The 23,411-nt window shown below is 59.9% G+C and carries 21 protein-coding genes; 7 read left to right on the forward strand and 14 right to left on the reverse strand.

Going from position 1 to position 23,411, the window contains the following annotated elements; genetic code table 11:
* Nucleotides 1–23 precede the first annotated feature (23 nt).
* Nucleotides 24–1,625 (reverse strand): ABC transporter substrate-binding protein, encoded by a 1,602-nt coding sequence (locus tag B9Y51_RS03835; protein WP_218189197.1) that lies wholly within the window; start codon nt 1,623–1,625, stop codon nt 24–26.
* A gap of 167 nt (nt 1,626–1,792) precedes the next feature.
* On the opposite strand from B9Y51_RS03835, the gene B9Y51_RS03840 reads away from it, so the two are divergent.
* The 4 genes from B9Y51_RS03840 to B9Y51_RS11050 all read left to right on the forward strand — a co-directional run bounded on the left by B9Y51_RS03840 (nt 1,793) and on the right by B9Y51_RS11050 (nt 4,407).
* Nucleotides 1,793–2,518, forward strand: coding sequence for a FadR/GntR family transcriptional regulator (locus tag B9Y51_RS03840; protein WP_245826040.1), 726 nt, complete (start codon nt 1,793–1,795; stop codon nt 2,516–2,518).
* 65 nt (nt 2,519–2,583) lie between these two features.
* Nucleotides 2,584–3,168, forward strand: a complete 585-nt coding sequence (locus B9Y51_RS03845) for a hypothetical protein (RefSeq protein WP_085528828.1) — start codon at nt 2,584–2,586, stop codon at nt 3,166–3,168.
* A 519-nt stretch (nt 3,169–3,687) separates the two neighbouring features.
* A complete protein-coding gene (locus tag B9Y51_RS03855) occupies nt 3,688–4,215 on the forward strand; it encodes a hypothetical protein (RefSeq protein WP_085528830.1) in 528 nt (175 codons plus the stop codon).
* A gap of 9 nt (nt 4,216–4,224) precedes the next feature.
* Nucleotides 4,225–4,407, forward strand: a complete 183-nt coding sequence (locus B9Y51_RS11050) for a hypothetical protein (RefSeq protein WP_126855722.1) — start codon at nt 4,225–4,227, stop codon at nt 4,405–4,407.
* Between the two features lie 88 nt (nt 4,408–4,495).
* On the opposite strand, the gene B9Y51_RS03860 is transcribed toward B9Y51_RS11050, so the two are convergent.
* The 4 genes from B9Y51_RS03860 to B9Y51_RS03875 all read right to left on the reverse strand — a co-directional run bounded on the left by B9Y51_RS03860 (nt 4,496) and on the right by B9Y51_RS03875 (nt 8,244).
* Nucleotides 4,496–5,482 carry a glycine betaine ABC transporter substrate-binding protein gene (locus tag B9Y51_RS03860; protein ID WP_245826041.1) on the reverse strand — a complete coding sequence of 329 codons (987 nt, stop codon included), beginning with the start codon at nt 5,480–5,482 and terminating at the stop codon, nt 4,496–4,498.
* 2 nt (nt 5,483–5,484) lie between these two features.
* Nucleotides 5,485–6,246, reverse strand: coding sequence for an ABC transporter permease (locus tag B9Y51_RS03865; protein ID WP_048681936.1), 762 nt, complete (start codon nt 6,244–6,246; stop codon nt 5,485–5,487).
* Nucleotides 6,243–7,487 (reverse strand): ABC transporter ATP-binding protein, encoded by a 1,245-nt coding sequence (locus B9Y51_RS03870; RefSeq protein WP_245826062.1) that lies wholly within the window; start codon nt 7,485–7,487, stop codon nt 6,243–6,245. Before B9Y51_RS03870 ends, B9Y51_RS03865 begins: the two co-directional genes overlap by 4 nt.
* 115 nt (nt 7,488–7,602) lie before the next feature.
* The gene (locus B9Y51_RS03875) at nt 7,603–8,244 is read right to left on the reverse strand and encodes an ABC transporter permease (protein WP_048681938.1); all 642 of its coding nucleotides are present in this window, start codon (nt 8,242–8,244) and stop codon (nt 7,603–7,605) included.
* A gap of 284 nt (nt 8,245–8,528) precedes the next feature.
* Here B9Y51_RS03875 and B9Y51_RS03880 point away from each other — a divergent pair, with 284 nt between their 5' ends.
* Together B9Y51_RS03880 and B9Y51_RS03885 are read left to right on the forward strand one after the other, a co-directional pair.
* Complete coding sequence (locus B9Y51_RS03880; RefSeq protein WP_048681942.1) at nt 8,529–9,869, forward strand: O-acetylhomoserine aminocarboxypropyltransferase/cysteine synthase family protein; 1,341 nt, start codon at nt 8,529–8,531, stop codon at nt 9,867–9,869.
* Nucleotides 9,866–10,381 carry a CoA-binding protein gene (locus B9Y51_RS03885; protein ID WP_085528831.1) on the forward strand — a complete coding sequence of 172 codons (516 nt, stop codon included), beginning with the start codon at nt 9,866–9,868 and terminating at the stop codon, nt 10,379–10,381. The genes B9Y51_RS03880 and B9Y51_RS03885 overlap by 4 nt, the downstream gene beginning before the upstream one ends.
* Nucleotides 10,382–10,480: 99 nt before the next feature.
* On the opposite strand, the gene B9Y51_RS03890 is transcribed toward B9Y51_RS03885, so the two are convergent.
* The 6 genes from B9Y51_RS03890 to B9Y51_RS03915 form a co-directional block, all read right to left on the reverse strand.
* A complete protein-coding gene (locus B9Y51_RS03890; protein ID WP_158088247.1) occupies nt 10,481–11,176 on the reverse strand; it encodes a DUF8175 domain-containg protein in 696 nt (231 codons plus the stop codon).
* 84 nt (nt 11,177–11,260) lie between these two features.
* Entirely contained in the window at nt 11,261–12,460 is a 1,200-nt protein-coding gene (locus tag B9Y51_RS03895; protein ID WP_085528833.1) for an MFS transporter, read from the reverse strand.
* Nucleotides 12,461–12,488: 28 nt separating this feature from the next.
* Complete coding sequence (locus B9Y51_RS03900; RefSeq protein ID WP_085528834.1) at nt 12,489–13,517, reverse strand: CAP domain-containing protein; 1,029 nt, start codon at nt 13,515–13,517, stop codon at nt 12,489–12,491.
* 265 nt (nt 13,518–13,782) lie between these two features.
* The gene (locus tag B9Y51_RS03905) at nt 13,783–14,466 is read right to left on the reverse strand and encodes a GNAT family N-acetyltransferase (protein WP_143467979.1); all 684 of its coding nucleotides are present in this window, start codon (nt 14,464–14,466) and stop codon (nt 13,783–13,785) included.
* 114 nt (nt 14,467–14,580) lie between these two features.
* The gene (locus B9Y51_RS03910; protein ID WP_085528836.1) at nt 14,581–16,101 is read right to left on the reverse strand and encodes an amino acid permease; all 1,521 of its coding nucleotides are present in this window, start codon (nt 16,099–16,101) and stop codon (nt 14,581–14,583) included.
* 145 nt (nt 16,102–16,246) lie between these two features.
* Nucleotides 16,247–17,275 (reverse strand): ornithine cyclodeaminase, encoded by a 1,029-nt coding sequence (locus tag B9Y51_RS03915; RefSeq protein WP_048681955.1) that lies wholly within the window; start codon nt 17,273–17,275, stop codon nt 16,247–16,249.
* Nucleotides 17,276–17,432: 157 nt separating this feature from the next.
* Between B9Y51_RS03915 and B9Y51_RS03920 the strand changes: the two genes are divergently transcribed.
* The gene (locus B9Y51_RS03920) at nt 17,433–17,864 is read left to right on the forward strand and encodes an Lrp/AsnC family transcriptional regulator (RefSeq protein ID WP_085528837.1); all 432 of its coding nucleotides are present in this window, start codon (nt 17,433–17,435) and stop codon (nt 17,862–17,864) included.
* A gap of 45 nt (nt 17,865–17,909) precedes the next feature.
* Here B9Y51_RS03920 and B9Y51_RS03925 read toward each other — a convergent pair whose 3' ends face one another.
* The 3 genes from B9Y51_RS03925 to ilvD form a co-directional block, all read right to left on the reverse strand.
* Nucleotides 17,910–19,454: an amino acid permease gene (locus B9Y51_RS03925; protein ID WP_085528838.1), complete on the reverse strand. Its 1,545-nt coding sequence runs from the start codon at nt 19,452–19,454 to the stop codon at nt 17,910–17,912.
* A 275-nt stretch (nt 19,455–19,729) separates the two neighbouring features.
* Nucleotides 19,730–21,304, reverse strand: coding sequence for an amino acid permease (locus B9Y51_RS03930; RefSeq protein WP_085528926.1), 1,575 nt, complete (start codon nt 21,302–21,304; stop codon nt 19,730–19,732).
* Between the two features lie 185 nt (nt 21,305–21,489).
* Entirely contained in the window at nt 21,490–23,331 is a 1,842-nt protein-coding gene (ilvD, locus tag B9Y51_RS03935; protein WP_085528839.1) for a dihydroxy-acid dehydratase, read from the reverse strand.
* Between the last annotated feature and the right edge of the window lie 80 nt (nt 23,332–23,411).

The raw sequence follows: 23,411 nt of genomic DNA on the forward strand, positions 1-23,411 counted from the left end.
CGTGGGCGTGCCGGAACGGAAAGTCATGCTCGCTCAACTCCCAGAAATGAGAGACCGGTGGTGGGGAGCGGCTGGAAGCCTTTGAGCTCGTTGCCGTGCCACGCCGTCGGCAGCTTGCGATGAAAAATCGGATAGAGCGGGACCTGGTCGGCGATGATGTTGATGGCCTGGCCCCAGTATTTCTTCGCTTCGTCGTGGTTTTCGGTGCGGACCGCACGATCCATGAGTTCCAAGGTTTGGGTGTGTTCGGGGGTTCCGGCCCAGTGGAATCGCTTGTCGGCCCAGGTCTTTCCCCGGAACCACCAGGAGAGCAGAAGGTCGAGGTCGTTACCGAAGACGGAAGGGGCTCCGGGCGCGACGCACACCCCGTATTCGCCGGTGTCCACATTCTGCGCGTACAAAGCTCCGGACTGCAGAGCCTTGAGGTCCACGGAAACACCGGGAAGGGAATTCCAGGATTCGAGGATCACGGGCATAACGTCCTTGACCCACGCCGTGTCGGTGGAGAAAACCGTGAATTTCAGAGAATCCACGCCCGCCTGGGAGAGCAGATCGGCGGCTTTCTGGGGGTTGTACTCGTACACCGTTTCGGCCGGCATGTAGTCCGGATGTTCGCGGTGCATGTACGACGTCGCCGCGGCTCCGTTGCCCAGGAGACCACGCTGAATCACTCGCTCCGTGTCTAGCCCATAGTGCAGAGCTTGGCGCACGAGAACATTGTCAAAGGGTGGCTTCTGCAGGTTAAACATGATGAACAGCATGCCGAATGACGGCACCTGTTCCAGGTCCGAGCGGTCTTTCAGCCAGCGAGTATCCAGGTAGGGGACGTCCTCGATGGCCTGTACACGATCGGAGTCCTGGGCGGTGACCCGCGCGGCGGCATCGGATAGCAGGAACCAGGTCATCTCATCGACGGTCGCTGGGTACGGTCCGTTGTAGTCCTCGAATTTCTGGAAGTCGATGCGGTTGTCTTTGAGCGCACGAACAAAGGAGTACGGGCCGGAGCCCACAGGGCGCGCGTCGAAGGCCTTGGGATCTTTCTCGACGACGGCTCGCGGCACGATCTTGACCGCCGAGAGCCGCTCGTTGAACAAGGTGAATCCGTATTTGAGATGGAATCGCACGCCGTGAGACCCCTGTGGTTCCACGCGGTCGATGAAAGACACGAAGGACAGCGCCGCGGATCCGTTCTCGGGGTTCAGGACCCTCTCGAAGGAGAAGACGACGTCGTCCGGGGTCACCGGGGAGCCGTCGTGGAAGCGCGCGCCCTCGCGAAGTTGGATGTCGTAGGTTGTCGCGTCCACCCGTTGCGGCATTTCCGTCGCCAAGGCCGCGTAGGGCTTCCTCGTGGCCGGGTGAAGATCAACGAGACCTTCGAATAGGTGCAGATTGGCCGCCATCGGGGTGGCGCCACTCGTGACCATGGGGTCGAACCCCGTGGACAACGTGTACGAGATACCGGCCTCGATGCGGCGGCGTCCCGAAGTTGCGGCGTCCGCCGAACAGGCCGAAAGGCTAGCGGAAAAGGCGAGGGCAGCGCTCAGGCCGCCTGCGGTCTTGAGGAATCCTCGCCGCGAAAAGCGATGAGGAGTCGTCGACCTCATCGTCGAAAACTCATTTTTCATGTGGTCCTCCGCCACGTCGGATGTAGGATGTCCTATATTTGATGCTTCAATGTAGTAAGACCTCAGGATGTTGTCAAGATCACGCTTGCGATCGGGGGTGATCGAGGGGTTGCCGCCTCTCCGGGCACAATGAGTTCAAGGAGAAAACAAGTCATACAGGGGATTATGTGAACAGCGAGAAGAGAGCCACGAAGCCGCGATCGGGTGCCGCCGAACGAATGCGTGAACTTCAGCAGGACATCATGTCGATCATCCTGGATCGCGGCCTTGCCCCGGGCGACCCGATGCCCACGGAATACGAGCTCGTCGAGGAGCTGGGCGTCGGCCGCAATACCGTGCGGGAATCCCTCAAGGTTCTGCAGTCCCTCGGGATCGTCGAGGTGCGCCACGGTTACGGCATGTTCGTGGGCCACAAGAATCTCCGGGCTTTGGCTCTCGGGCTGGAATTTCACGCCCGCATGTCCCTCCAGCGGGAAGGCCATGAGGCCCTGGACGTCATCGAAGTGCGTCAGGCTCTGGAATCCGCCCTCATCGGCCCCGCCATCGACGCCATGTCTGAGGCGGACCGCCAAGCTCTGGTCCAGTGTGTGGAAGGGATGGAACAAGCCACCCACGACGGCGCCAAGAGCGCTGAACTAGACCACGAATTTCATCGGCTGCTCTTCGGCCCACTCTCCAACGACCTACTCATGCGCCTCCTCGAAGTCTTCTGGTCGGTATACGACAGGATCCGGGAAAGCGTGGAACACTCCACGCCCGTGGCACGCCATAACGCGCAGGTTCATCACCAAATTCTTGACGCCGTCTTGGCCGGAGAAAAAGAACTCGCGTCGCAGTTGCTCAGTTCCCATTTCGACGCCTTGCGCGATTCCGTACGGAACGCCACGAGCTAGCCCGGAAATTGGTGAGCGGCGTCGTTTCCCGCCGCGGGCCGGCCATCCAGGCATAATGATCGATTATGTACGCGCTCTTCATCGCCTCGACCCACGCAGCGAGCCTCGGTGAACGGTTCGCCTCGCTTCCACTCGCCGCCGAGACCACGGGCGGCAGTGTGTCCGCTCGCGGATCCGACAAGATCGGGGTCAGTTTTGCCGACCCGCAGCAGGTTCTCGACGCCGCACTCTGGGGACTCCGCACGCCGGGAAGCGCCGTCGGATTGGGAGCGTGCCCGGAAGCGACCGCCGATGCGCCCGACATCGCCCTCTCCTACGCCCGTGCCGCGATGGAGCGATGCACGCCGCACCCCGGGCAAGGCAACGCGACGTTCAAGAACATCGCCGTGGACGGCCCCGACCCGGCCCTTGCCGACGCCGCGACCGGGCTCGCGCGCCTCATCGCCCGGCTCGTGGGAACTCGCAGCGAAGCCGAGTGGCGCGTTGTGGACCTCGTAGTTCCCGGGGTCCGAGGACAACACGGCGCGATTGCCGAAGCCCTGGGGGTGTCCCCGCAAGCGGTGAGCAAGGCGCTCATCCGCACAGGTTGGCACGAACAGGCCGAGGGAGTCGCGGCATTGACAGAGTTGCTCCGTCGACAGGCCGCCTAGCCGTTGAGCTCTACCGAAAATGTGACAAACTGTTTCAATATTAGACTATATTCCGTTTAACCTCATCAAGTCCAATATAAATTAATAGCGATGCGAAGCAACCGGAGATTATTGAAAAATCCATTGATCCCACGAGCCTCTCGGAATACTTTGATGCCATAGTTTTGAGAACCCGGGAGGACCAATGAAGATCCAACCAATGACCGTCACCACTTCACTTTTGACGGCAATGATCTTTTCGCTGACCCCACCCATGGCAGCAAACGCGGCTACATTTGAGGCGGATACCAAAATCGACCGAGCATTAGACGAATTACTTGCAGTTTCGGGAACCACACCATTGAACGAAGCATACTGGTCCGACTCTGTGGGTTCGTCCAGAGCCCCGAAACGGTAACCCACCATCACGTAGACCCGTCCAATGCCCTACCGTCCGCTCCCATCGAAGAAAGCGGCCCTCCAATATCCAGCACGTCACTTGACGATGCGACACTGTCAACCTTCAACGCCGAAGACGGCATGCAAACCCTCATCCACATTCCTTCGGCAGATTCGCCGATGACATACGATTTCCAGGTCAACACGTCCCCAGACACCTCCCTGAAGCTTCACGACGATGGATCGGCAAGCCTCGAGAGCCAAACTGGAACTGTTGTAGCACTGTACAAGATCCCGTGGGCTATAGATGCGGCCGGGCAAAGCGTTCAGACTCAGTTTGAGATAGAGGAAAACATCCTCAGGCAAAGAATTCTCCCCACGGAGAACACACAGTATCCAATCCTGGCAGACCCCCAGGGGGTATGGGGTTGGACCGTATGCGTGGCCGCCGTTGGCGTGCGTCTCGTCCCATGGGGCGCCAGTGCGAGAATTGCTTATAAATTAATCAGAAAATTTGGGAGCATTCAACGGGCAATCCAAATTATCTGGCGAGCCTACCACGCCAAACACGGTAAGGCTGCACAATGGCATGCTGCAACGGCAGCATCATTCGGGCTATTTGGAGAAATCATGGGTATCAACCAAATAAAGAACTCTTGCTTTTCATAGGTAACACGCATGCGGAAGAAATCAAATTTATTACCAAGCGCTACCGAATATTCAATTTACACCCTCGGGTTCATTGCACTCATTCAAACACCAGCAACCATAAAAGAAAGCGGACCAGCAATCGGCATCATTGCCGTGCTAGCAGTGATACTTGGTGTAAAAATAGGAATATCTTCGACCAGAGAAGACTAGATCAGGCAATAATTACGCCGGATCTACTGAATCATCGACGCGGCACGGGCCTCATCGTCCGTGCCGCGTCGTCGCAGGGTTCGATCCGTTATTTCTTTTTGACCAAGCCTTGTTGGTCCATCCAATCCAGCGCAACGTCGCCGGGGTCCTTACCCTCGACGTCGACCTGGTAGTTCAGCTGCTGCATCGTTTTGTCATCCAGCAACTTGGCGACCTCTTGGAACCGGTCTTCCAATTCGGGGTGCTTCTTCACCAGATCCGTATTAAACACCGGGGAGGCGTTGTACTTCGGGAAGAATTCCTTGTCATCCTGGAGAACCTTGAGATTCAGCGCCGGGATGCGGCCATCCGTCGTGAACACCTCGCCAAAGTTGCAGTCGCCCTTAGCGGTCGCCGCGTACACGGTTCCGGTATCCATCACGGAAATATTGTTATTGGGAACCCCGTCTGGCGCTCCCCTTTTGAGGCCATACTTCTCAAGCATCGGGTTCAATCCGTCACTTCGAGAATTGAATTCCGATTCAACGCACATGGTTCGCTGATCCACCGGAACCTTGCCGATGTCGTCCAGGCTCTTCACGTTGTACTTCTTCGCGAAGTCCGCCCGCACGGCAAACGCGTAGGTGTTATTCAACGGAGCAGGCTTTCCCCACGTGAGGTTGTTCTTGGCGTCCCTTTCTTTCACGGCTTCCCACTGTTGCTGAGAATCCGGGATCGCTTTGTCCTCGCCCATGTAGGTCAGCCATGCCGTTCCCGTGTATTCCCACCCGATTTGGGACTGACCGGTCAGCATCAGATTTCGAGATGGTTGCGAGCCCGGCACATTGGACATATCCGTGACGTCGAATCCTGCGGCGTCTGCCGTGATGACGGCGATTTTGCCGAGCACGAGTTGCTCCGTGAAGTTCTTGGACGTGACGGTGATCTTTTCGTCATTGACGCCGTCGATCGGCTTGATCGTACCGCTTTCAACGTTAGGGACGGTCGAAGTTGCCGGCTGAAGTCCACAGCCACTCAGGGCCACCAGGCCGACGACGCCGAGCGCCGCGACCTTCATTTTCTTGGTTCCGAACACGATTAGAGTCCCTTCGGTCGGGCGACTTGCTCGAACACGCGAGCGATCCAGTCCACAGACAAAGCCAGCAACGCCACGAGCAGCGATCCGGTGATGAGCACACTGTTCAAGGACAGGTTCACGCCCGTGGTGATCAGCAGGCCGAGGCCACCGCCATCCACGAACGTCGCCAGCGTGGCCGTGCCGACCAGCAGGACGAGGGCCGTGCGAATGCCGGCGAGCATGATCGGCAGAGCCAGTGGAAGCTCGACGCGCATCAACACGCTCATCGTGGACATTCCCATGCCCTTGGCGGCCTCGACCACGCGAGGATCCACGGCATCCAGGCCCACCATCGTGTTCTTCAGGACGGGCAGGAACGCGTACAGAATCAGCGCGAGCACGGAGGCCTGAAAGCCGAAGCCCAACCAAAAGGCAAAGAGCACCACCAGCCCGACGGGCGGGGCCGCCTGACCGAGGTTGGCGATGGCCATGACCGGCGTGCCTAGCCACCGCAGTGACTTGCGGGTGAGGATCACGCCGACCGGGATGGCCAAGATCAGCACGACGACGGCCGCGGCAACGGTCAGTCCCAGGTGCTGAAACGTCATGTCCAGGAGGTCCTTAGGCGCGAGGGTGACTCGCTCCGTGTCGGACAAATTGGCATTCGAGAGCCACACAACGATCGCCAGCAAAGCAAGAATAATGACGACCGGTTGAATAACGAGCCCGATCCATGGGCGCTTGCCCGTATCGAGGGCGCTCGTTTCCGCGGATTGGCTCATGAACGCTCACCGCCGTCGTTCCACGGCTCCGTTGCGGCCGCCGAGGTTTCCTCCGGGGATCCCTGATCCGCACCGGAGACCTCAGAGACCGGAATTTCGCCGGTGTTGTTGCCGACCGGGGTGTACTCCCCCGGCTTGTGAGAGCGCAGCTCGGTAATCGCATTCATGACGGTTTCGACGGTGATGATGCCTTCGTAACGTCCGCGAGGACCTTCCACGATCGCCTCGCCCGTACTTGCCACGAGCATCGTGTCGAGGGCGTCGTTGAGGGTTGAACGGGTGCTCACGAGCGGCAAATCCGGATTAACCTCGTGGGGAACCGTGGTCATGCGGCCCAGATCATCCTTGGAAGGCCACTGCATCGGGCGTTCGCGCTCATCGAGAATGACGGCGCTGTTCAGACCCGCCATGTCGACGTGGCGCAGCAACTCCTGCGCGTCCTGTCCGGGGCGGCCGAGAACGCCGGGAATCAGGTCGACCTCGCCCACACGGGCCAAGCCGAGCTGCTTGAGGCCGGCACCCGAACCGATGAAGTTGGCGACGAAATCGTTGGCGGGGTTCGCGAGGATTCGTTCGGGGGTGTCGTACTGAACAATTTGCGCGCCTTCATCGAAGACGGCAATCCAGTCCCCCAACTTCACTGCCTCGTCGAAGTCATGAGTCACGCACACAATCGTCTTTTGCAGCTCATTCTGGATGTTGATGAGCTCGTCTTGGAGCCGCTGACGGGTGATCGGGTCCACGGCGCCGAAGGGTTCGTCCATCAGGAGAACGGGCGGATCCGCCGCGAGCGCACGAGCCACGCCAACGCGCTGCTGCTGTCCGCCGGAGAGTTCCCGGGGGTAGCGGTCGCGGTAGGTCGCGGGGTCCAAGGACACCAAATCCAAGAGCTCCTCGACACGCTCGGCGATGCGCTTTTTGCTCCAACCCAACATCTTCGGCACCAGGCCGATATTGGCGGCGACCGTCAGGTGCGGCAACAAACCACCGGCCTGGATCACGTAGCCAATGGTGCGGCGCAGCTTATCTCCGTTGATCTTGGTGACGTCTTTACCGCCGAGGATGAGCCGTCCTTCGGTGGGTTCGATGAGTCGGTTGATCATCTTGAGGGTGGTCGTCTTGCCACAACCGGAGGGGCCCACAAACATGATGGTTTGTCCCGCCGGGATTTCGAGGGTCAGCTGGTCGACGGCCGGCTTCTTGCCCGCGCCGTACCGCTTGGTGACGTTCTCGATGAGGATCGACGCTCCCTTGGCGCCTTGACCCGTACCGACCCCGGATGCGGTCGGTTCTTGGGTGGCGGTGTGGGCGTCGCTGCCGGCCGCGTGGGAGGAGCCGGTATTGCTATGGATGTTCTCAGACACGGATACCCCTTGAGGTGGTCAGTCGGCCGACGAGGATCAGAACCACGTCGAGGATGAGGGCGAGGATGATGACGGCGACGACGCCCGTCACAACGGACTCGAGGGAATTCGCGCCGCCGAGGCGGGAAAGTCCCGAGAAGATGTATCCGCCGAGACCGGGACCAAGGGCATAGGCTGCCACGGCCGCGATGCCCATAGTCATCTGCGCTGACACGCGCATTCCCGCGAGGATCACGGGCCAGGCGAGGGGCAACTCGACCCGAAAGAAGGTCTTGGTTCGACTCATGCCGATGCCCCGTGCCGCCTCAATGGTGGCCTGATCCACGCCCGCGAGTCCGACCACTGCGTTACGCAGGATCGGCAGGATCGCAAAGAAGGTCACGACGACAACGGCCGGAAGCACTCCGAACCCCAGGGGAACGATGAGCAAGCCGATCAGCGCGAAAGAGGGGATGGTGAGCCCGACGGCCGAGACATTGTTGGCCACGGAGGTCAACGCCCGGCTTCGATAGCACAGTGCGGCAAGAACGATGGCGACCACCGTTGCAAGGACCAAACACTGCACCACGAGGCTCATGTGCTGCCAGCTGGAGAAGAGGATCTGCTCCCACCGCTGGCGGAGAAATTCGCTCATGGTGTTCCTAGTGATGTGATTCAACGGAGACTGTGAACACAGACTCCCGTTCAACGATAATCAGCCTGCTTATTTTTGCCAACTTTTTGCAGGTACTGCATTTGAACTAGTCGGCGGCGACCCGCAGGCTTCCCATACGGCACAAGGTTTTTGGACCACTCCGGCCGAACGTCACATTCGGCCGCATGCTGACACAATCGCAATAGTTGCATCGACTCATGCGGGGCGCGGAGGATGGCACCAAACTCGTCGCAGACGGCACCGCTACACCGCAAAGGATGCACATGGCAGAGCACAGTTTTGGTTTCCGCACTCGCGCATTGCACGCCGGCGGCACCCCAGATGCCGAACACGGGGCCCGCGCCGTGCCGATCTACCAGTCCACGTCCTTCGTCTTCAAGGATTCCGACGACGCCGCCAACCTCTTCGCCCTCCAGAAGTACGGCAACATCTACTCCCGGCTCGGCAATCCCACCGTGGCCGCCTTCGAAGAGCGAGTCGCCTCCCTGGAAGGCGGCATTGGCGCCGTCGCCACGGCATCGGGCATGGCCGCCGAATTCGTCACCTTCGCGGCATTAACCCAGGCCGGGGACCACATCGTGTCCTCATCTCAGCTCTACGGCGGAACGGTGACCCAGCTCGACGTCACGCTGAGGCGGTTTGGCGTCGAGACCACGTTCGTCGACTCCATGGAACCAGCCGCATACAAGGAAGCCCTCCGAGACAACACCAAGGCGATCTACACCGAAGCGGTCTCCAATCCGGCGTGTCAGGTCGCAGATCTCGAGGGGCTGGCCAAGGTGGCCCATGACGCAGGGATCCCCCTGATCGTGGACGCCACCATCTCGACGCCGTACCTCATCCGCCCTTTCGAACACGGGGCCGACATTGTGATTCACTCGGCCACCAAATTCATTGGCGGCCATGGCACGACCCTCGGTGGTGTGGTGGTCGAAGCCGGGACCTTCGACTGGGGCAACGGAAATTTCCCCTCGATGACAGAACCGGTGCCCTCCTATAACGGCGTTTCATGGTGGGGCAACTTCGGCGAATACGGCTTCCTCACCAAATTACGTTCCGAGCAGCTGCGCGATATTGGGCCTTCTCTGGCACCGCAGTCGGCGTTTTCGCTCATCCAGGGCCTCGAGACCCTCCCCCAGCGCATGGATGCACACTTGGCCAATGCGCGCGAGGTCGCCGCGTGGCTCGACGAAGATCCACGCATCTCATACGTCCATTACGCGGGCTTGCCGGGTCATCCCCATCACGAGCGGGCGCAGAAATACTTGCCGCTAGGCGTCGGCTCCGTGTTTAGCTTCGGCGTGGCCGAGGCCAACGGCCTAGACGGTCGCGCAGTGGGAGGACGATTCATCGAGAATCTTCAGCTCGCCAGCCACCTTGCCAATATCGGCGACGCCCGCACGCTCGTGCTTCACCCCGCCTCAACGACTCACCAACAGCTCACCCAGGAACAGCTCGATGCCGGTGGGGTCGGGGCGGACCTCATCCGCATTTCCGTCGGACTGGAAGACCCGGAGGACATCCTCTGGGACCTGGATCAGGCCCTCACAGCGGCCACCGGCCTGACCCGTGATTCCGCAATTCATCAGGAGGAAAACCGGTGACACCATCACAGAACTCCGAACGCACCTGGCGCGGCCCCACCGCCCCCGAACGACTCAACATCTTGCACCACACGGAATCCGTGGCCATCGTCGGCATGTCCGACAAGCCCGCTCGGGCGTCGTATTTTGTCTCGACCTATCTGCTCTCGAGTTCCGGGTACCGGGTGTATTTCGTGAATCCCATCCTCGCCGCCAAAGGCAAGGAGGTATTGGGTCAGAAGGTCTACGCCTCGCTCGAGGACTTACCGGAGATTCCCGACGTCGTCGACGTGTTCCGCCGCCACGAAGACCTCCCCGGCGTGGCCGAGGAAGCCGTCGCCATCGGCGCCAAGACCCTCTGGCTACAACTGGGCTCCTGGAACGAGGAGGCCGCGGCCATCGCCGAAAAAGGTGGACTCAACGTGGTCATGGATCAGTGCATCAAAATCGAGCACGCCAGATTCCACGGCGGCCTACATCTGGCCGGCTTCAACACCGGGGTCATTTCCTCCAAGAGGCAACGTACGGCCTAATTAACCACTCGAAGCACGACGTCGGCCCCGGAAACAATCTCCGGGGCCGACGTCGTCGTTTAATTCACGACCGGCGTTTCGACACGGTCAGGAGTTGCTTCAGGACGAGGATCCTTCGGAAACGTTAGGGCCCCACTTGGTAAATTCGTCTGAACTCTTCACGTCATCGGAAGTTAACGTCGATTTATCTCCAGAGTCCACTGCAAGCTTCCAGTCACTATCTTGCCATTCAATAGCGGGGGTCAATTTCAGATAGTCCTGCTGGCCGTCAAAACTTAAGATTACTCCAATTTTGGCTCGATCCTTTGAGTACTCTGTAACTTTGTACCCGGCAACCTGGATTTTCCCTCTAAATTTATTGCGCTCCTCTTCCGAAGTGCCAACGTTATTCAGGTCATTGATCGTCTTATCTGATTTAGCGCGATCATTTCCCTGCTGTTTAAACACTTTGATGATATAGTCCTTGTCGGTCGACATTATAGCCGAAATATAGTTTGTCGAAGCCAATAGGGCGCCCTCGGGTGAATGTTCAAAGCACGAAGGGACCTTGTCGCCATTTACCTTTTCCGGGCCAAATTCCTTCGATTCGGGTGCCTTGACACCGTTGACCCGCTCTTTCCATTCGACCTTCGGTGCGGAGTCAATAGTGGTTTTATCCGAAGCTTCCTTCTTGCATATCGACGTTTCGGAAGAAGACTCGCTGGAGGAGCTGCCCCCTCCAGTCCCACAACCCGCGAGAGCTAATGCGCCGATTGCCGCCAGGCCAATGGTTCGATGAACGTGGTTCAATTTCAAGGTATTCACCTCATATGTGAGAAATTATGGTGCTCCTCGATATTACGTGAGTCACACGCAATTTCTAGTTCTGAGGCCAAGATGTCAGGCGGTGGCGACGTCGCGCCGCTCCAAGTGAATGTCCCGCCACATGATGACCGCACAGAGCACCGTCATCACACCCCCGGCGATGCACACGCCGAGCCAGTGCCCCGCGCTCCACGCCCAGACACCGACCCCGGAGCCCAGGGCAGCGCCCACAAAGTACACGGTCATGTACACCGAATTCAGGCGATTCCGCGCGGAAGGGTCCAAGGTGTACACCGTGTTCATGGAAATGATGTGAATCAGCTGCACCCCAATATCGGCAAGAATCATGCCGATGCAAAACCAGATCACGCTGTGACCGCTGAGGAAAAACGCACCCCAACCCAGCGCCAAGGCCACGATGCCAAAGAAGGTGCCTCGGCGGCCGTGCCCCCGATCCACCATGCCGCCGCCGACCGAGGCCATGAGGGCTCCGGCAAGGCCGGTCAGCCCCACCACGCCGATAACCGAGGGGCTGAGGTTGAAAGGCTCTCCAGCGAGAAGAAGGGTGGTCGTCGCAAAGATTGCGCTCATCGAAGCGAAGGAAATGCCCGACATCATGGCTCGCGTACGGAGCCGGGGATGCTTCCGAATGAGCCGTGCCATCGAGGAAAACAAGCCGAGGTAATTCGGTGGATTCTCGGGGTACGAGGGAGGCAAAACCCTCCACAGGCCTATCCCGATGAGGATCATCAGGACCGCCGCAACGTGATAGATCAAGGTCCAGCCGCCCAGGTCCGCCAGGATCCCGGCGACGGCGCGCGCCAGCAGCACACCCGTCAGCAAGCCGGACATCACGGTGCCCACGGCCTTCCCACCGCGACCCGGAGGCGCAAGGATCGCCGCGTACGGCACCAAAACCTGCGCCGCCACAGAGAAGAGACCGGCGACGGCGATACCGATCATGAAAACGCCAAAGGCCGGGGCGAACCCGGCCATGGCTTGGCCTACGGCGGTGAGACCAATCAGCCCGACCGTGAGCTTTCGGCGTTCCATGAGATCGCCGAGAGGGGTCAAGAAGATGAGCCCCACCGCGTAGGCCACCTGCGCCACCGTGACCGACGTCGCGGCGGTGGCGCTACTGACTACCAACGATTGTGAGATTTCGTCCAGCAGCGGCTGATTGAAGTAATTTCCTCCTGCGCAGAGGCCTGTGGCCAGGCACATCAGGAAGAGAATGGTGCGAGTCAGCTGCGGTGCAGAATGCTGGGAAGTCACGGTTCTATTCTACGGTGACCCGCAGTGGCTACCGATAAACGCGAACGCTTCCGTCGTAGACGTTCCAGCCGATGATGTAGCCGTTGGAGAAGTTCTGACGCATCTCCGAGCCGTATCGGTACTCATTCGAGACCGGGAATCCGTAGCCACGCTCGAAGTCCTTCGCCGCCCAGACCTGACCGATCGCGCCGAACTCCTTGACGATGTGAGCTCCGGTCCTTTCGCTCCAGAGGAACTTGTAGCGCAGGCCGGATGAGGTCTTGAAGATCTGGTATCGACCACCGGTCGCATCGCTCTCGGCCATGACCGGCTGACCGAAGGCGGATCCGCCGCCGTTCGACGAGTAGGTCACCCCAATCGCGCCATACGGAGCAAAGGAGGAAGACGACGACTGAGGCGCCACACCGCCACCGACGGTCGATGTCGCATCCGACGGAGCGCCTCCATTGCGGTAGCCGTACAGGTTCACGGAGCCGAGGATCTGCCACGGCTGACCCGTCCGGGCCAGGCTTCCATCCGCGTAGCTCAGACCGATACCGATAACCTGGGCGTTCGGGTTAAGGATTGCCGCATTGTGTGCAGGTGAGGTCTTCCACCAGGCCAACAGCTGCATGACATCACGCTGGTAGGACAGCGCAATGACCTCATTCGCGTGCGTGTAGTTTCCGGCCCGGGAATCCGTCAGAAAAGCATCGGTATGGTAAAAATTCTCGGCCACGATCTGAGCGTCAGAATGCGGCTGCTCGATCTGGCTCAAGCGAGCCGAGTAGCTGACCGGGCGAAGGCCCTGGGATTGACGGTAGGCGTTAATGCCGTCCAACAGGCGCTGAGAATCCGCCTGGCGCTGGGCGTCGCTGACCCGGACGAGGTCCTGGGCCGCGGCGTGAGCCTGGGGTGCGCTGTGCAATTGCGTGCCGGTCAGCGCGGTGGCTGCCAACGCCGAGGCGGCGACGAGCCAACGCCGAGGCGGCGACGACGGCGCGCGCGCCTCGAGAACCGAAGGTTCCCTGGACAGCGGCGGACACGCCACGTCGGGCGGTGGCGTGGCGCGGTACATACCGACGAGACTTCGAATGACCCATGATCAGGCTCCAATCAACTGGTGACGAGTGGTGAAACCGAAATGCCCGGAGCATGGGAAGGTGCATGAGTGATTGCTCTCGAGACAGGCAAATTTTATAAAGAAACGATTACAAAACTGTATGCCTTCGTCAGATTTTTCACTGAATAGTCATCATTTGCCCAGAACAGAGGCGAATTTTGGGTGAACTTCACAATTTGTCACATATCCTCGGTGGGCAGATTAGCGGCGTGTCGCGGGTCTATGCAGGACGGAAAACGTGGTCCGGCCACTCATTGACGGCCCTGGAATCCTCGGCTAACAGTCCGGCGACCCACACGTCCATCCGGCGACCATCGATGGTTGTGAGGGCGCTTCGCAGGAGCCCCTCATAACTGAATCCGACCCGTTGGGCCAGCTTCGCCGATGCCACGTTGCCCACCATGGCGCGCCACTCAACCCGGTGCACGCCCAGCCCCGGGTGACTTCGCTCAGACGCTGACCGAAAAGCGAAATCGAGAACCAGTTCGCAGGCCTCCTGCGTGATTCCCTGGTTCCGGGCACCCTTGGCCGTCCAATACCCGATCGACGCTCCCCCAGTACCGCTCAGGTTGAGACTCACGATTCCGCTGAACAGCCCCAAATTTTCATCGCCAGGGGCTTGGTCGGCAGCCTTCTTCGGGATTTCCATGAGGGTTCCATCATTGGGCCGAAAACCCACGTCGCGGAGGTGCACGGCCCAGTTCAGGCAGTCGCCGCGAGCCCAGCCGGGTCCGACAATCCCTTCGATGAACTCCATGGCGTCGTCTTCGTCGTAGGGATGAGGAATCTGGCCTGTCCAGCGAGGGATCTCCGGATCTTGGCACGCGTCAGCAATCGCGGCGACGTCGTCGGCGCACGGCGGGTCCAGGGAGAGTCGTTCCGATACAAGGCTGACGTTACGCATGGCCACATAGTATCCACTCGGGGTCCTCCGACGTCGCCCGCAGTCAAGCCCGGTGGACGACGACGGCCCCGCGCCTGGTCAGCGCGGGGCCGTCGGTCTGACGATTCGCTCGGGTTAGCGTTCGCGGCCCTTCTTGGCCGCGGGACGCTGAGCAACCACGGGGTGCAGTCCAGTCACGCCGTCGCGCTCGGCCGCGATCTCCATAACCCTGCGGCGCACCACGAACCAGCCAATGATCAACACCGGAATCACGATGATCATCGACGCCAAGGTAAAAGTACCCACCGGATAGTCGATGGCAATCAACACCACGACGCCAGCCAGGAACGCGAGCACGATCCAGTTGGTGAACGGTGCCAGCGGTGCCCGATAGTGCGGGCGGACGTATCGACCCGTCTTGGTCAACGAGACAAACTTCATGTGGCACAACGTGATCGTCAGCCACGCGCTCATGATGCCGATCGAAGCGAAGTTCAGCACGATCTCAAAGGCGCTTTCGGGAACAAAGTAATTCAGCACGACGCCGAGAAGCGCGACGATAGCGGTGAGCACGATGCCGCCGAAAGGAACTCCGGACTTAGTCAGATTCCGCGCAAACTTCGGTGCGGAACCAGCCATCGCCATGGAATGCATGATCCGACCGGTCGAATACAGCCCGGCATTCAGCGAGGAGAGCGCGGCCGTAATGACCACGAGCTGCATGATCGGGCCTGCGGCGTCGACGCCGATCGAGGAGAAGAAGGTCACGAACGGGCTCTCGTTTTCGCTAAAGGCGGTGTACGGGAGCAACAGGCACAACAACAGGACCGAACCAACGTAGAACACGGCAATACGCAAGATCACGGTGTTGATGGCCTTAGGGATGATCTTCTCGGCGTTCTTAGTCTCACCCGAGGTAGTGCCGACCAGCTCGATACCCGCATACGCGAAGACAACGCCCTGGGAAATGATCAGAGCCGGCATCAACCCGTTGGGGAAGATGCCGCCGTTGTCCGACATCAGCTGGAAGCCCACGGGCGAGCCATTGGGCGTCCCCACGATCACGAAGATGATGCCCAGGATCAGGAAGATGACCAATGCGGCCACCTTGATGAGGGAAAACCAGAATTCCATCTCTCCGAAGACCTTGACGGAGATGAGGTTCATGGCCACCACGATGACGACCACCAAGAAGGCAATGACCCACTGCGGGATATCGCCAAAGAATGGCAGGTATTGTCCGAACCAGCGCACGTAAATGGCGATTGCGGTGGCGTCCACCACGGCGGTGGTGGCCCAGAACAGCCAATACATCCACCCGGAGAAGTACGCGGCTTTCTCGCCAAAGAATTCCCTGGAGTACGAGACGAAAGAGCCCGACGACGGCCGGTGCACCACGAGCTCGCCGAGGCAGCGGAGGATCAAGTAGCCCATCAGGCCACACACCGCGTAGACCAGGAAGAGCGACGGGCCGGCGCTGTGCAGGCGGCCGCCCGCACCCAGGAAGAGGCCTGTACCGATCGCGCCGCCGATGGCGATCATCTGTAGCTGGCGGGGCCCCAATCCCTTGTGGAACCCGGCCTGTTCGTCGTTAAAAGAGTTCTCTGTGGCACTGTCCCGAGGGGAAACCTCGGACTGTGATGCTTTAGATGTCATAGGTAAATACCTTTGTGCTAAGTAAGCATGTGCGAGTAATTCCGAACGATATCGGCTCGATGTGTCGATCATGTTACCCACAAAAGAGGGGCCGTGGTGCACGCCACAGTGCACCACGGCCCCTTAATCGAGCTAAAGGCTCCGATTAACCGACAGGCTTCATGGAATTGACCAGGGAGAACAGATCCTTCGGGTCCTCCGGATCGGCCACCAGATCGATGTAATCCTGGAGATCCGAATCCGCGGTCGCGTCGCTCGCGCAACGCAATGCGGAGAAGTCATTGATCGCGAAACCGACCGAGTCGAAGATCGTGATCTCCTCCGGCGAGGTGCGTCCTTCGGCCTGGCCGTTAAGCACCTGCCAGAACTCGGTGACCGGGAAGTCGGGATCCATCTGCTGGATTTCACCCTCGACGCGAGTCTGCGGGGTGAATTCCACGAACACCTTGCCGCGGTTGAGGATCTCGCCTTCAAGTTCGGTCTTCCCCGGGCAGTCACCACCGACGGCATTGAGGTGCACGCCGGGCTTGACGTTCTCATTGGCCAAAATGGTGTTCTGAGCCTTATCGGCGGTGCAGGTGGTGATGATGTCGGCGTCCTGCACGGCCTCCGCCACGGACTCGGCCGCGGTGATCCGGAACCCGAGCGGCTCCAGATTGCGCTTGAGCTTCTCCACAGCCTTCGGATCGATGTCGTACACGGACAAATCCTCGATGCCGAAGGCGGCTCGGAAACCGAGGGACTGGAACTCGGACTGGGAACCGGCACCGATCAGGGCCATCTTCCGCGAATCGGGGCGGGCCAACTTGCGGGCGAACATCGCGGAGGTCGCAGCCGTCCGGAGGGCCGTCAAGAGGGTCATCTCGGCGACGAACGTGGGGTAACCATTGTCGACGTCGGCGAGAACGCCGAAGGCCGTGACCGTCTGGAAACCGCGGGCCGGATTCGAGGGATGGCCATTGACGTACTTGAAGGAGTACAGCTCACCGTCCGACGTCGGCATCAGCTCGATCACGCCAAACGGGGTATGGCTGGCGATGCGAGGCGTCTTGTCGAATTTTTCCCAGCGGGAGAAGTCCCGCTCCAGGTAACCGATCATGTTTCCGATGATCTTTTCCACGCCATCACGCTGGATCCAGCGTGCCATGTTCTTGACATCGACGAACTGCGTCATTGAAGTCCTTCCTTCGACTGTTCAGGGCCAACCTGTGGCTGGCCAGACTCTCCCAAAGGTGAGTGTATAGATTTCACATTAGGTCCAAAATTGGCATTGTGCCGTCAATCTGACGGCACAATGTGCAGATTGAGAGCTTTCGTTTAGCATTCTGTTCATGGAACGCCTCACCGATCTCGATCGACGCCTCATCGCCGCCCTCCGCAAGGACGGTCGAACTCCCGTCGCCGCCCTGGCCCAAGAACTGGGCGTCTCGCGAACCACCGTGACTAAACGCATGGATTCCCTCACCGCTCGGGGGATCATCGTGGGATTTAGCGTCCGGGTGCGCGACTATGCCGATGTTGCACAGGTCCGGGCCATCTCTCTCATCGAGGTTGAGGGCCGAACCACCGACCACGTGATTCACGAATTGCGCGGCCTTCCCGAGATTCTCGCACTCCACACCACCAACGGCGGATGGGACTTGGTCGCCGAACTCACCTGCGTGGATTTGCAGGACTTCGACGCCGTGCTCAAGCGCATCCGCGGGATCGACGGCGTCGTCAATAGTGAAACGAGCCTGCTTCTCAGTTCGGTGGTGCGCTAAGGTGCCGACGCCGCCCGGTACAGCCCGGACGGCGTCGGCCGCTACTTACCGCCCTTCGCGATGGTCCTGGTTCATGTGCTGAACCTCCACCGACGGCCGCACGGCGAGCACGGGATAAATGCCCGTGATTCCCTCACGTTCGGCCGCGATCTGCATGACCCGACCACGCACGACGAACCAGCCGATCACGAGCAACGGGATGATAATCAGCATGGCCCCCAGGGTGTACGTCCCCACGGGATAATCCAGCGCGATGAGCACCATGACGGCCACAAGAAAACCGACGGTGAGCCAGTTGGTGAACGGCGCGAAAGGTGCACGATACTTCGGCCGGACGTAGTGACCGAGCTTGGAGAGCTTCACAAACTTCTGGTGAGACATCGTGATGGCCGCCCAAGAGGCCATGGTGCCGACCGCGGAAATATTCAGCACGATCTCAAAAGCCGCCTCCGGAACCAGGTAGTTCAGGACTACGCCGAGCAGGGCCACGGCCGCCGTCAGCAGGATTCCACCAAAGGGCACGCCGGATTTATTGAGCTTCGAGGCAAATTTCGGGGCAGAGCCCGCCATTGACATCGAGTGCATGATGCGTCCGGTGGAGTACAGGCCGGCATTCAACGACGACAGCGCGGCCGTAATCACCACGAGCTGCATGATCGGGCCGGCGGCGTCCACTCCGATGGATGCGAAGAAGGTGACGAAGGGAGATTCGTCCTCACTGTATTGCGTGTACGGCAAGAGCATGCACAGCAACAGGACGGAACCCACATAGAACACCGCAATGCGCAGAATCACGGTATTGATGGCCTTCGGGATCACTTTCTCGGCATTTCGAGTCTCACCGGACGTGGTGCCCACGAGCTCGATACCGGCGTACGCAAAAACCACACCTTGAACGACGACGAGCGCCGCCAAGCCACCCGCGGGGAAAAGCCCACCATGGTCCGTAATCAGCTGGAATCCCGTGGGGCTGCCGTTCGGGGACCCGAAGATCACGAAGATGATGCCGACCACCAGGAAGATCACCAAGGCAGCAACCTTGATCAGCGAAAACCAGAATTCCATCTCGCCAAAGACCTTGACCGAAATGAGGTTGGTGGCGACGACAATCGCGATCACCGCCAGCGCGGAAACCCACTGCGGAATCGACGCGACGAAATCGCTGTAGTGGCCGAACCACTTGACGTAAATCGCGATGGCCGTGGCGTCGGCAATGGCCGTCATGGCCCAGTTCAGCCAGTACAGCCAGCCAGAAACGTATGCGGCCTTCTCGCCATAGAATTCGCGGGTATAGGACACGAAGGATCCCGACGACGGACGGTGACACACCAGTTCGCCGAGGGACCGGAGGATGAGGTACCCGAAGAATCCACAAATGCCGTAAATGATGAACAGGGACGGCCCGGCACTTTGCAGACGACCACCCGCGCCCAGGAACAGGCCCGTTCCGATGGCACCGCCAATGGCGATCATTTGGAGCTGGCGGGCACCGAGGCCCTTGTGGAGACCTTGATCCTCTGCGGCCAGGAATTCCTTGGTATTACCTGAGGCAGACTCAGGAGTTTCTTGGATCGTCGATTTTGATGACATGCAAGCCCTTTGTTGGGTTGGGGAGCCCCGGGAAAGACGCCGTCGAACTCGACAGGCTCCTTTGCCGCGGTCGCTCAAGATCATTGCGAATCCCGACTCGTCAGCACGTCACAACGCTGTGACCCACTTCACCGAATCGGGATGTCAGGAAAAGTGTACCCGGCAATTTGGCCCATGAAAGCCACCTTCTCAAAGATCGATACCGCGGCAATCTGACCCCGGGAACACAAAAGGCTCCCCACTAGGGCGGGGAGCCTTTTGGTGAAGGGACGAAATTAGTCTTTCTCGTCCTCCGTGTGAATCGTCGTGGTCGAGCCACGATGGTGATCCTTGCCGTCATGTTCGCTCGTGGTCGGCCATTGGGCCACGACCGGGAAGGCGCCGGTGTAGCCCTCACGCTGGGCGGCGACCTCCATCACGCGACGACGCACCATAAACCACCCGATGATCATCAGCGGAATGATCGCGACCATCGACGCCAAGGTATACGTACCGACGGGGAAGTCGAAGGCGATCAACACCATCACCGCTATCAAAAACAGCATGGTGAGCCAGTTGGTAAACGGCGCGAAGGGTGCGCGATACTTTGGCCTCTGATACAGCCCCTTCTTCGCGAGAGCCACGAATTTCTGGTGAGGCAGAGTAATGGCTGCCCAACCCACGATGATCCCGACCGCGGAGAGGTTGAGCACGATCTCGAAGGCCGCCTCCGGAACCAAATAGTTCAGGATGACACCGAGGACGCCAACACCCGTTGTCAGGAGGATGCCCGCGAAGGGAACGCCCGCTTTGGTCAACTTCTGAGCGAATTTCGGCGCAGATCCGGCCATCGCCATCGAGTGAACAATGCGACCGGTCGAGTACAGACCGGCATTCAAGGACGAGAGCGCCGCGGTAATGACGACCAGCTGCATGATCGGTCCGGCCGCATCCACGCCAATCGAGGAGAAGAACGTGACGAACGGAGATTCGTTGTCGCTGTACTGAGTGTACGGAAGGAGGAGGCAGAGCAGGAGAACGGAACCCACATAGAACACGGCGATGCGCGCGATCACCGAGTTGATGGCTCGCGGAATCACTCGACCGGGCTCTTGGGTTTCGCCCGAGGCCGTACCCACCAACTCAATGCCCGAATACGCAAAGACGACGCCCTGCGAAACCACCAGCGCCGGCAACAACCCATTGGGCAACATCCCGCCGCTCTCGGAGATCAGGTGGAAACCCGTAGACGCTCCGGAGGGTGAACCGAAGATCACGAAGAAAATGCCGACGATCATAAAGATCACCAGTGCCGCGACCTTAATGACCGCGAACCAGAATTCCATCTCCCCGAAGACCTTGACCGAAATGAGGTTCGTGACGGTCACGATCAGGATCACCACGAAGGCGAGAACCCACTGGGGAATCTCCCCCAGGAACGGAATGTAGTGCCCAAACCACTTGATGTAGATCGCCATGGCGGTCGCGTCGACCACCGTTGTGGTCGCCCAGCTCAACCAATACATCCAGCCCACAAAGTACGCGGATTTTTCGCCGTAGAACTCACGGCAATAGGACACAAAAGACCCTGAGGACGGCCGGTGCACCACGAGCTCACCGAGCTGGCGCAAGATGAGGTACCCAAAGAAACCGGCGACGGCGTACAGGATGAACAGCGTGGGACCGGCACTTTGTAAGCGCCCTCCCGTCCCCAAGAAGAGACCGGTTCCGATCGAGCCGCCGATCGCGATCATCTGGAGCTGGCGGGGGGTGAGCCCTTTCTTGAAGCCTTCTTGTTCAGCCTCGAACTGCTTCTGCGCTCCCTCGGCCGATCGATCTTTGGCCGAGGTGGATGAGCCGCGTGAAGACATGGATACCTCGCAATTATTCAGAGCACGAACCCCTGTCGGCTCGTGAATGTTGTGCGCCAGCATAGTCAAATTTCACGCCGAGTGTAACCAGTGCCACAACACAAGTTGTCCACGAGGAAACTTCCTCGTGGACAACTTGAATCTCAAGCCTAGGGGTGCCGACCTCTCGGTCTGCTCCGGAGAGCTTACTCCGGAACGATCCTCACGGCACCTTTGTCCGCACTCGTGACCATCGAGGCATACGCGCGCAAGGCCTTGGAGACCTGACGCTCCCTCGGCTTCGACGGCTTCCAGGGAAGCGGCCCACGGGCCTCACGCCGTCGGGCCAGTTCCTCATCCGACACATGAACCTGGAGGAGTCGGTTGGCGACGTCGATCTCGATTTCGTCTCCGTGCTCGATCAACCCCACGGCGCCGCCGGCCGCAGCCTCTGGCGAGATGTGGCCGATCGAGATTCCCGAGGTACCGCCGGAAAAGCGTCCATCCGTAATGAGCGCGCATTCCTTCCCGAGCCCCAAGCCCTTGAGGTACGAGGTGGGGTACAGCATCTCCTGCATGCCCGGGCCGCCCTTGGGGCCTTCGTAACGGATCACGACGATGTCCCCTGGCTCGACGTGCTTGGACAGGATCTCGAACACGGCCTCGTCCTGCGACTCGACCACAAAGGCCTTGCCACGGAAGTGGAACAGGCTCTCGTCGATACCGGCGGTCTTGATCACCGCGCCGTCTTCGGCGATATTGCCAAACAGGATCGCGAGGCCGCCGTCCTTGGTGTAGGCATGCTCCACCGAGTGGATGCAGCCAAATTCCGGGTCCGTATCGTGTTCTTCAAACTTATTGGCCGTGGAAAATGCCTGCGTCGTCCGCACTCCACCAGGGGCGGCAAGGAAAAGCTCCCGCGCGCGCTCGGAAGCGGTATCACGGCGGATGTCCCATTCGTTGAGCCAGGCGTCGACCGACTCCGCGTGCACCGTGCGGACTCCGTCATGTAGGAACAGGCCGGCTCGGTCCAACTCACCCAGGATCGCGGGGATACCGCCGGCCTTGTGGACGTGTTCGATGTGGAACTGCGTGGAGTTGGGTGCCACCTTGGCCAGGCACGGCACGCGCCGGGAGAGCTCGTCGATGTCCTTGAGGTTGAAGTCCACCTCGGCCTCTTGCGCGGCGGCGAGGATGTGCAGAACCGTATTCGTCGAACCACCCATCGCGATATCCAGCGCCATCGCATTGGTGAAGGCGTTCTTGGTCGCGATATTCCGGGGGAGAACGGAATCGTCGTCGTCTTCGTAGTACTTCTTGGCGATCTCGACGACGGTGCGGCCCGCCTTGAGGAAGAGCTCGCGGCGGGCGACCTGTGTCGCGAGGGTCGTGCCGTTACCGGGTAACGAAAGCCCCAGGGCCTCGGTGAGGCAGTTCATCGAGTTCGCCGTGAACATGCCCGAGCACGAGCCACAGGTCGGGCAGGCGTTTTCCTCGATCAGTCCGAGCTGCTCGTCGGTCACGGATTCATCGACCGCGTAGGACATCGCGTCCACCAGGTCGATGCGGTGCTCGATGACCCCCTCCACGGCGTTTCCGGATTCCATCGGGCCGCCGGAGACGAAGACCACCGGAATGTTCAAGCGCATCGCGGCCATGAGCATTCCGGGGGTGATCTTGTCGCAGTTGGAGATGCACACCAGTGCGTCGGCCCGGTGCGCCTGAACCATGTATTCCACGGAGTCGGCGATGATGTCGCGGGAAGGCAGGGAGTAGAGCATGCCGTCGTGCCCCATGGCGATGCCGTCGTCCACCGCGATGGTATTAAACTCCTTGGCGACGCCGCCCGCCTCTTCGATCGCGCTGGCCACGAGCGAGCCCATGTTCTTGAGGTGAACGTGGCCCGGCACAAACTGCGTGAAAGAGTTCGCGATCGCCACAATCGGCTTCCCGAAATCTTCCTTCTTCATACCGGTGGCGCGCCACAGAGCGCGGGCGCCTGCCATGTTGCGTCCGTGCGTCGAAGTCCTGGATCGCAGATCGGGCATGTGTACTCCTCCAAGGTGTTTTGCTTCGTCCCAGGGTACTCCCGCGATGTCTCACGCCCATGAACAGTCCGGGGTTTCTT

The organism is Kocuria massiliensis (genome assembly GCF_900169715.1).
GTDB lineage: Bacteria > Actinomycetota > Actinomycetes > Actinomycetales > Micrococcaceae > Rothia > Rothia massiliensis.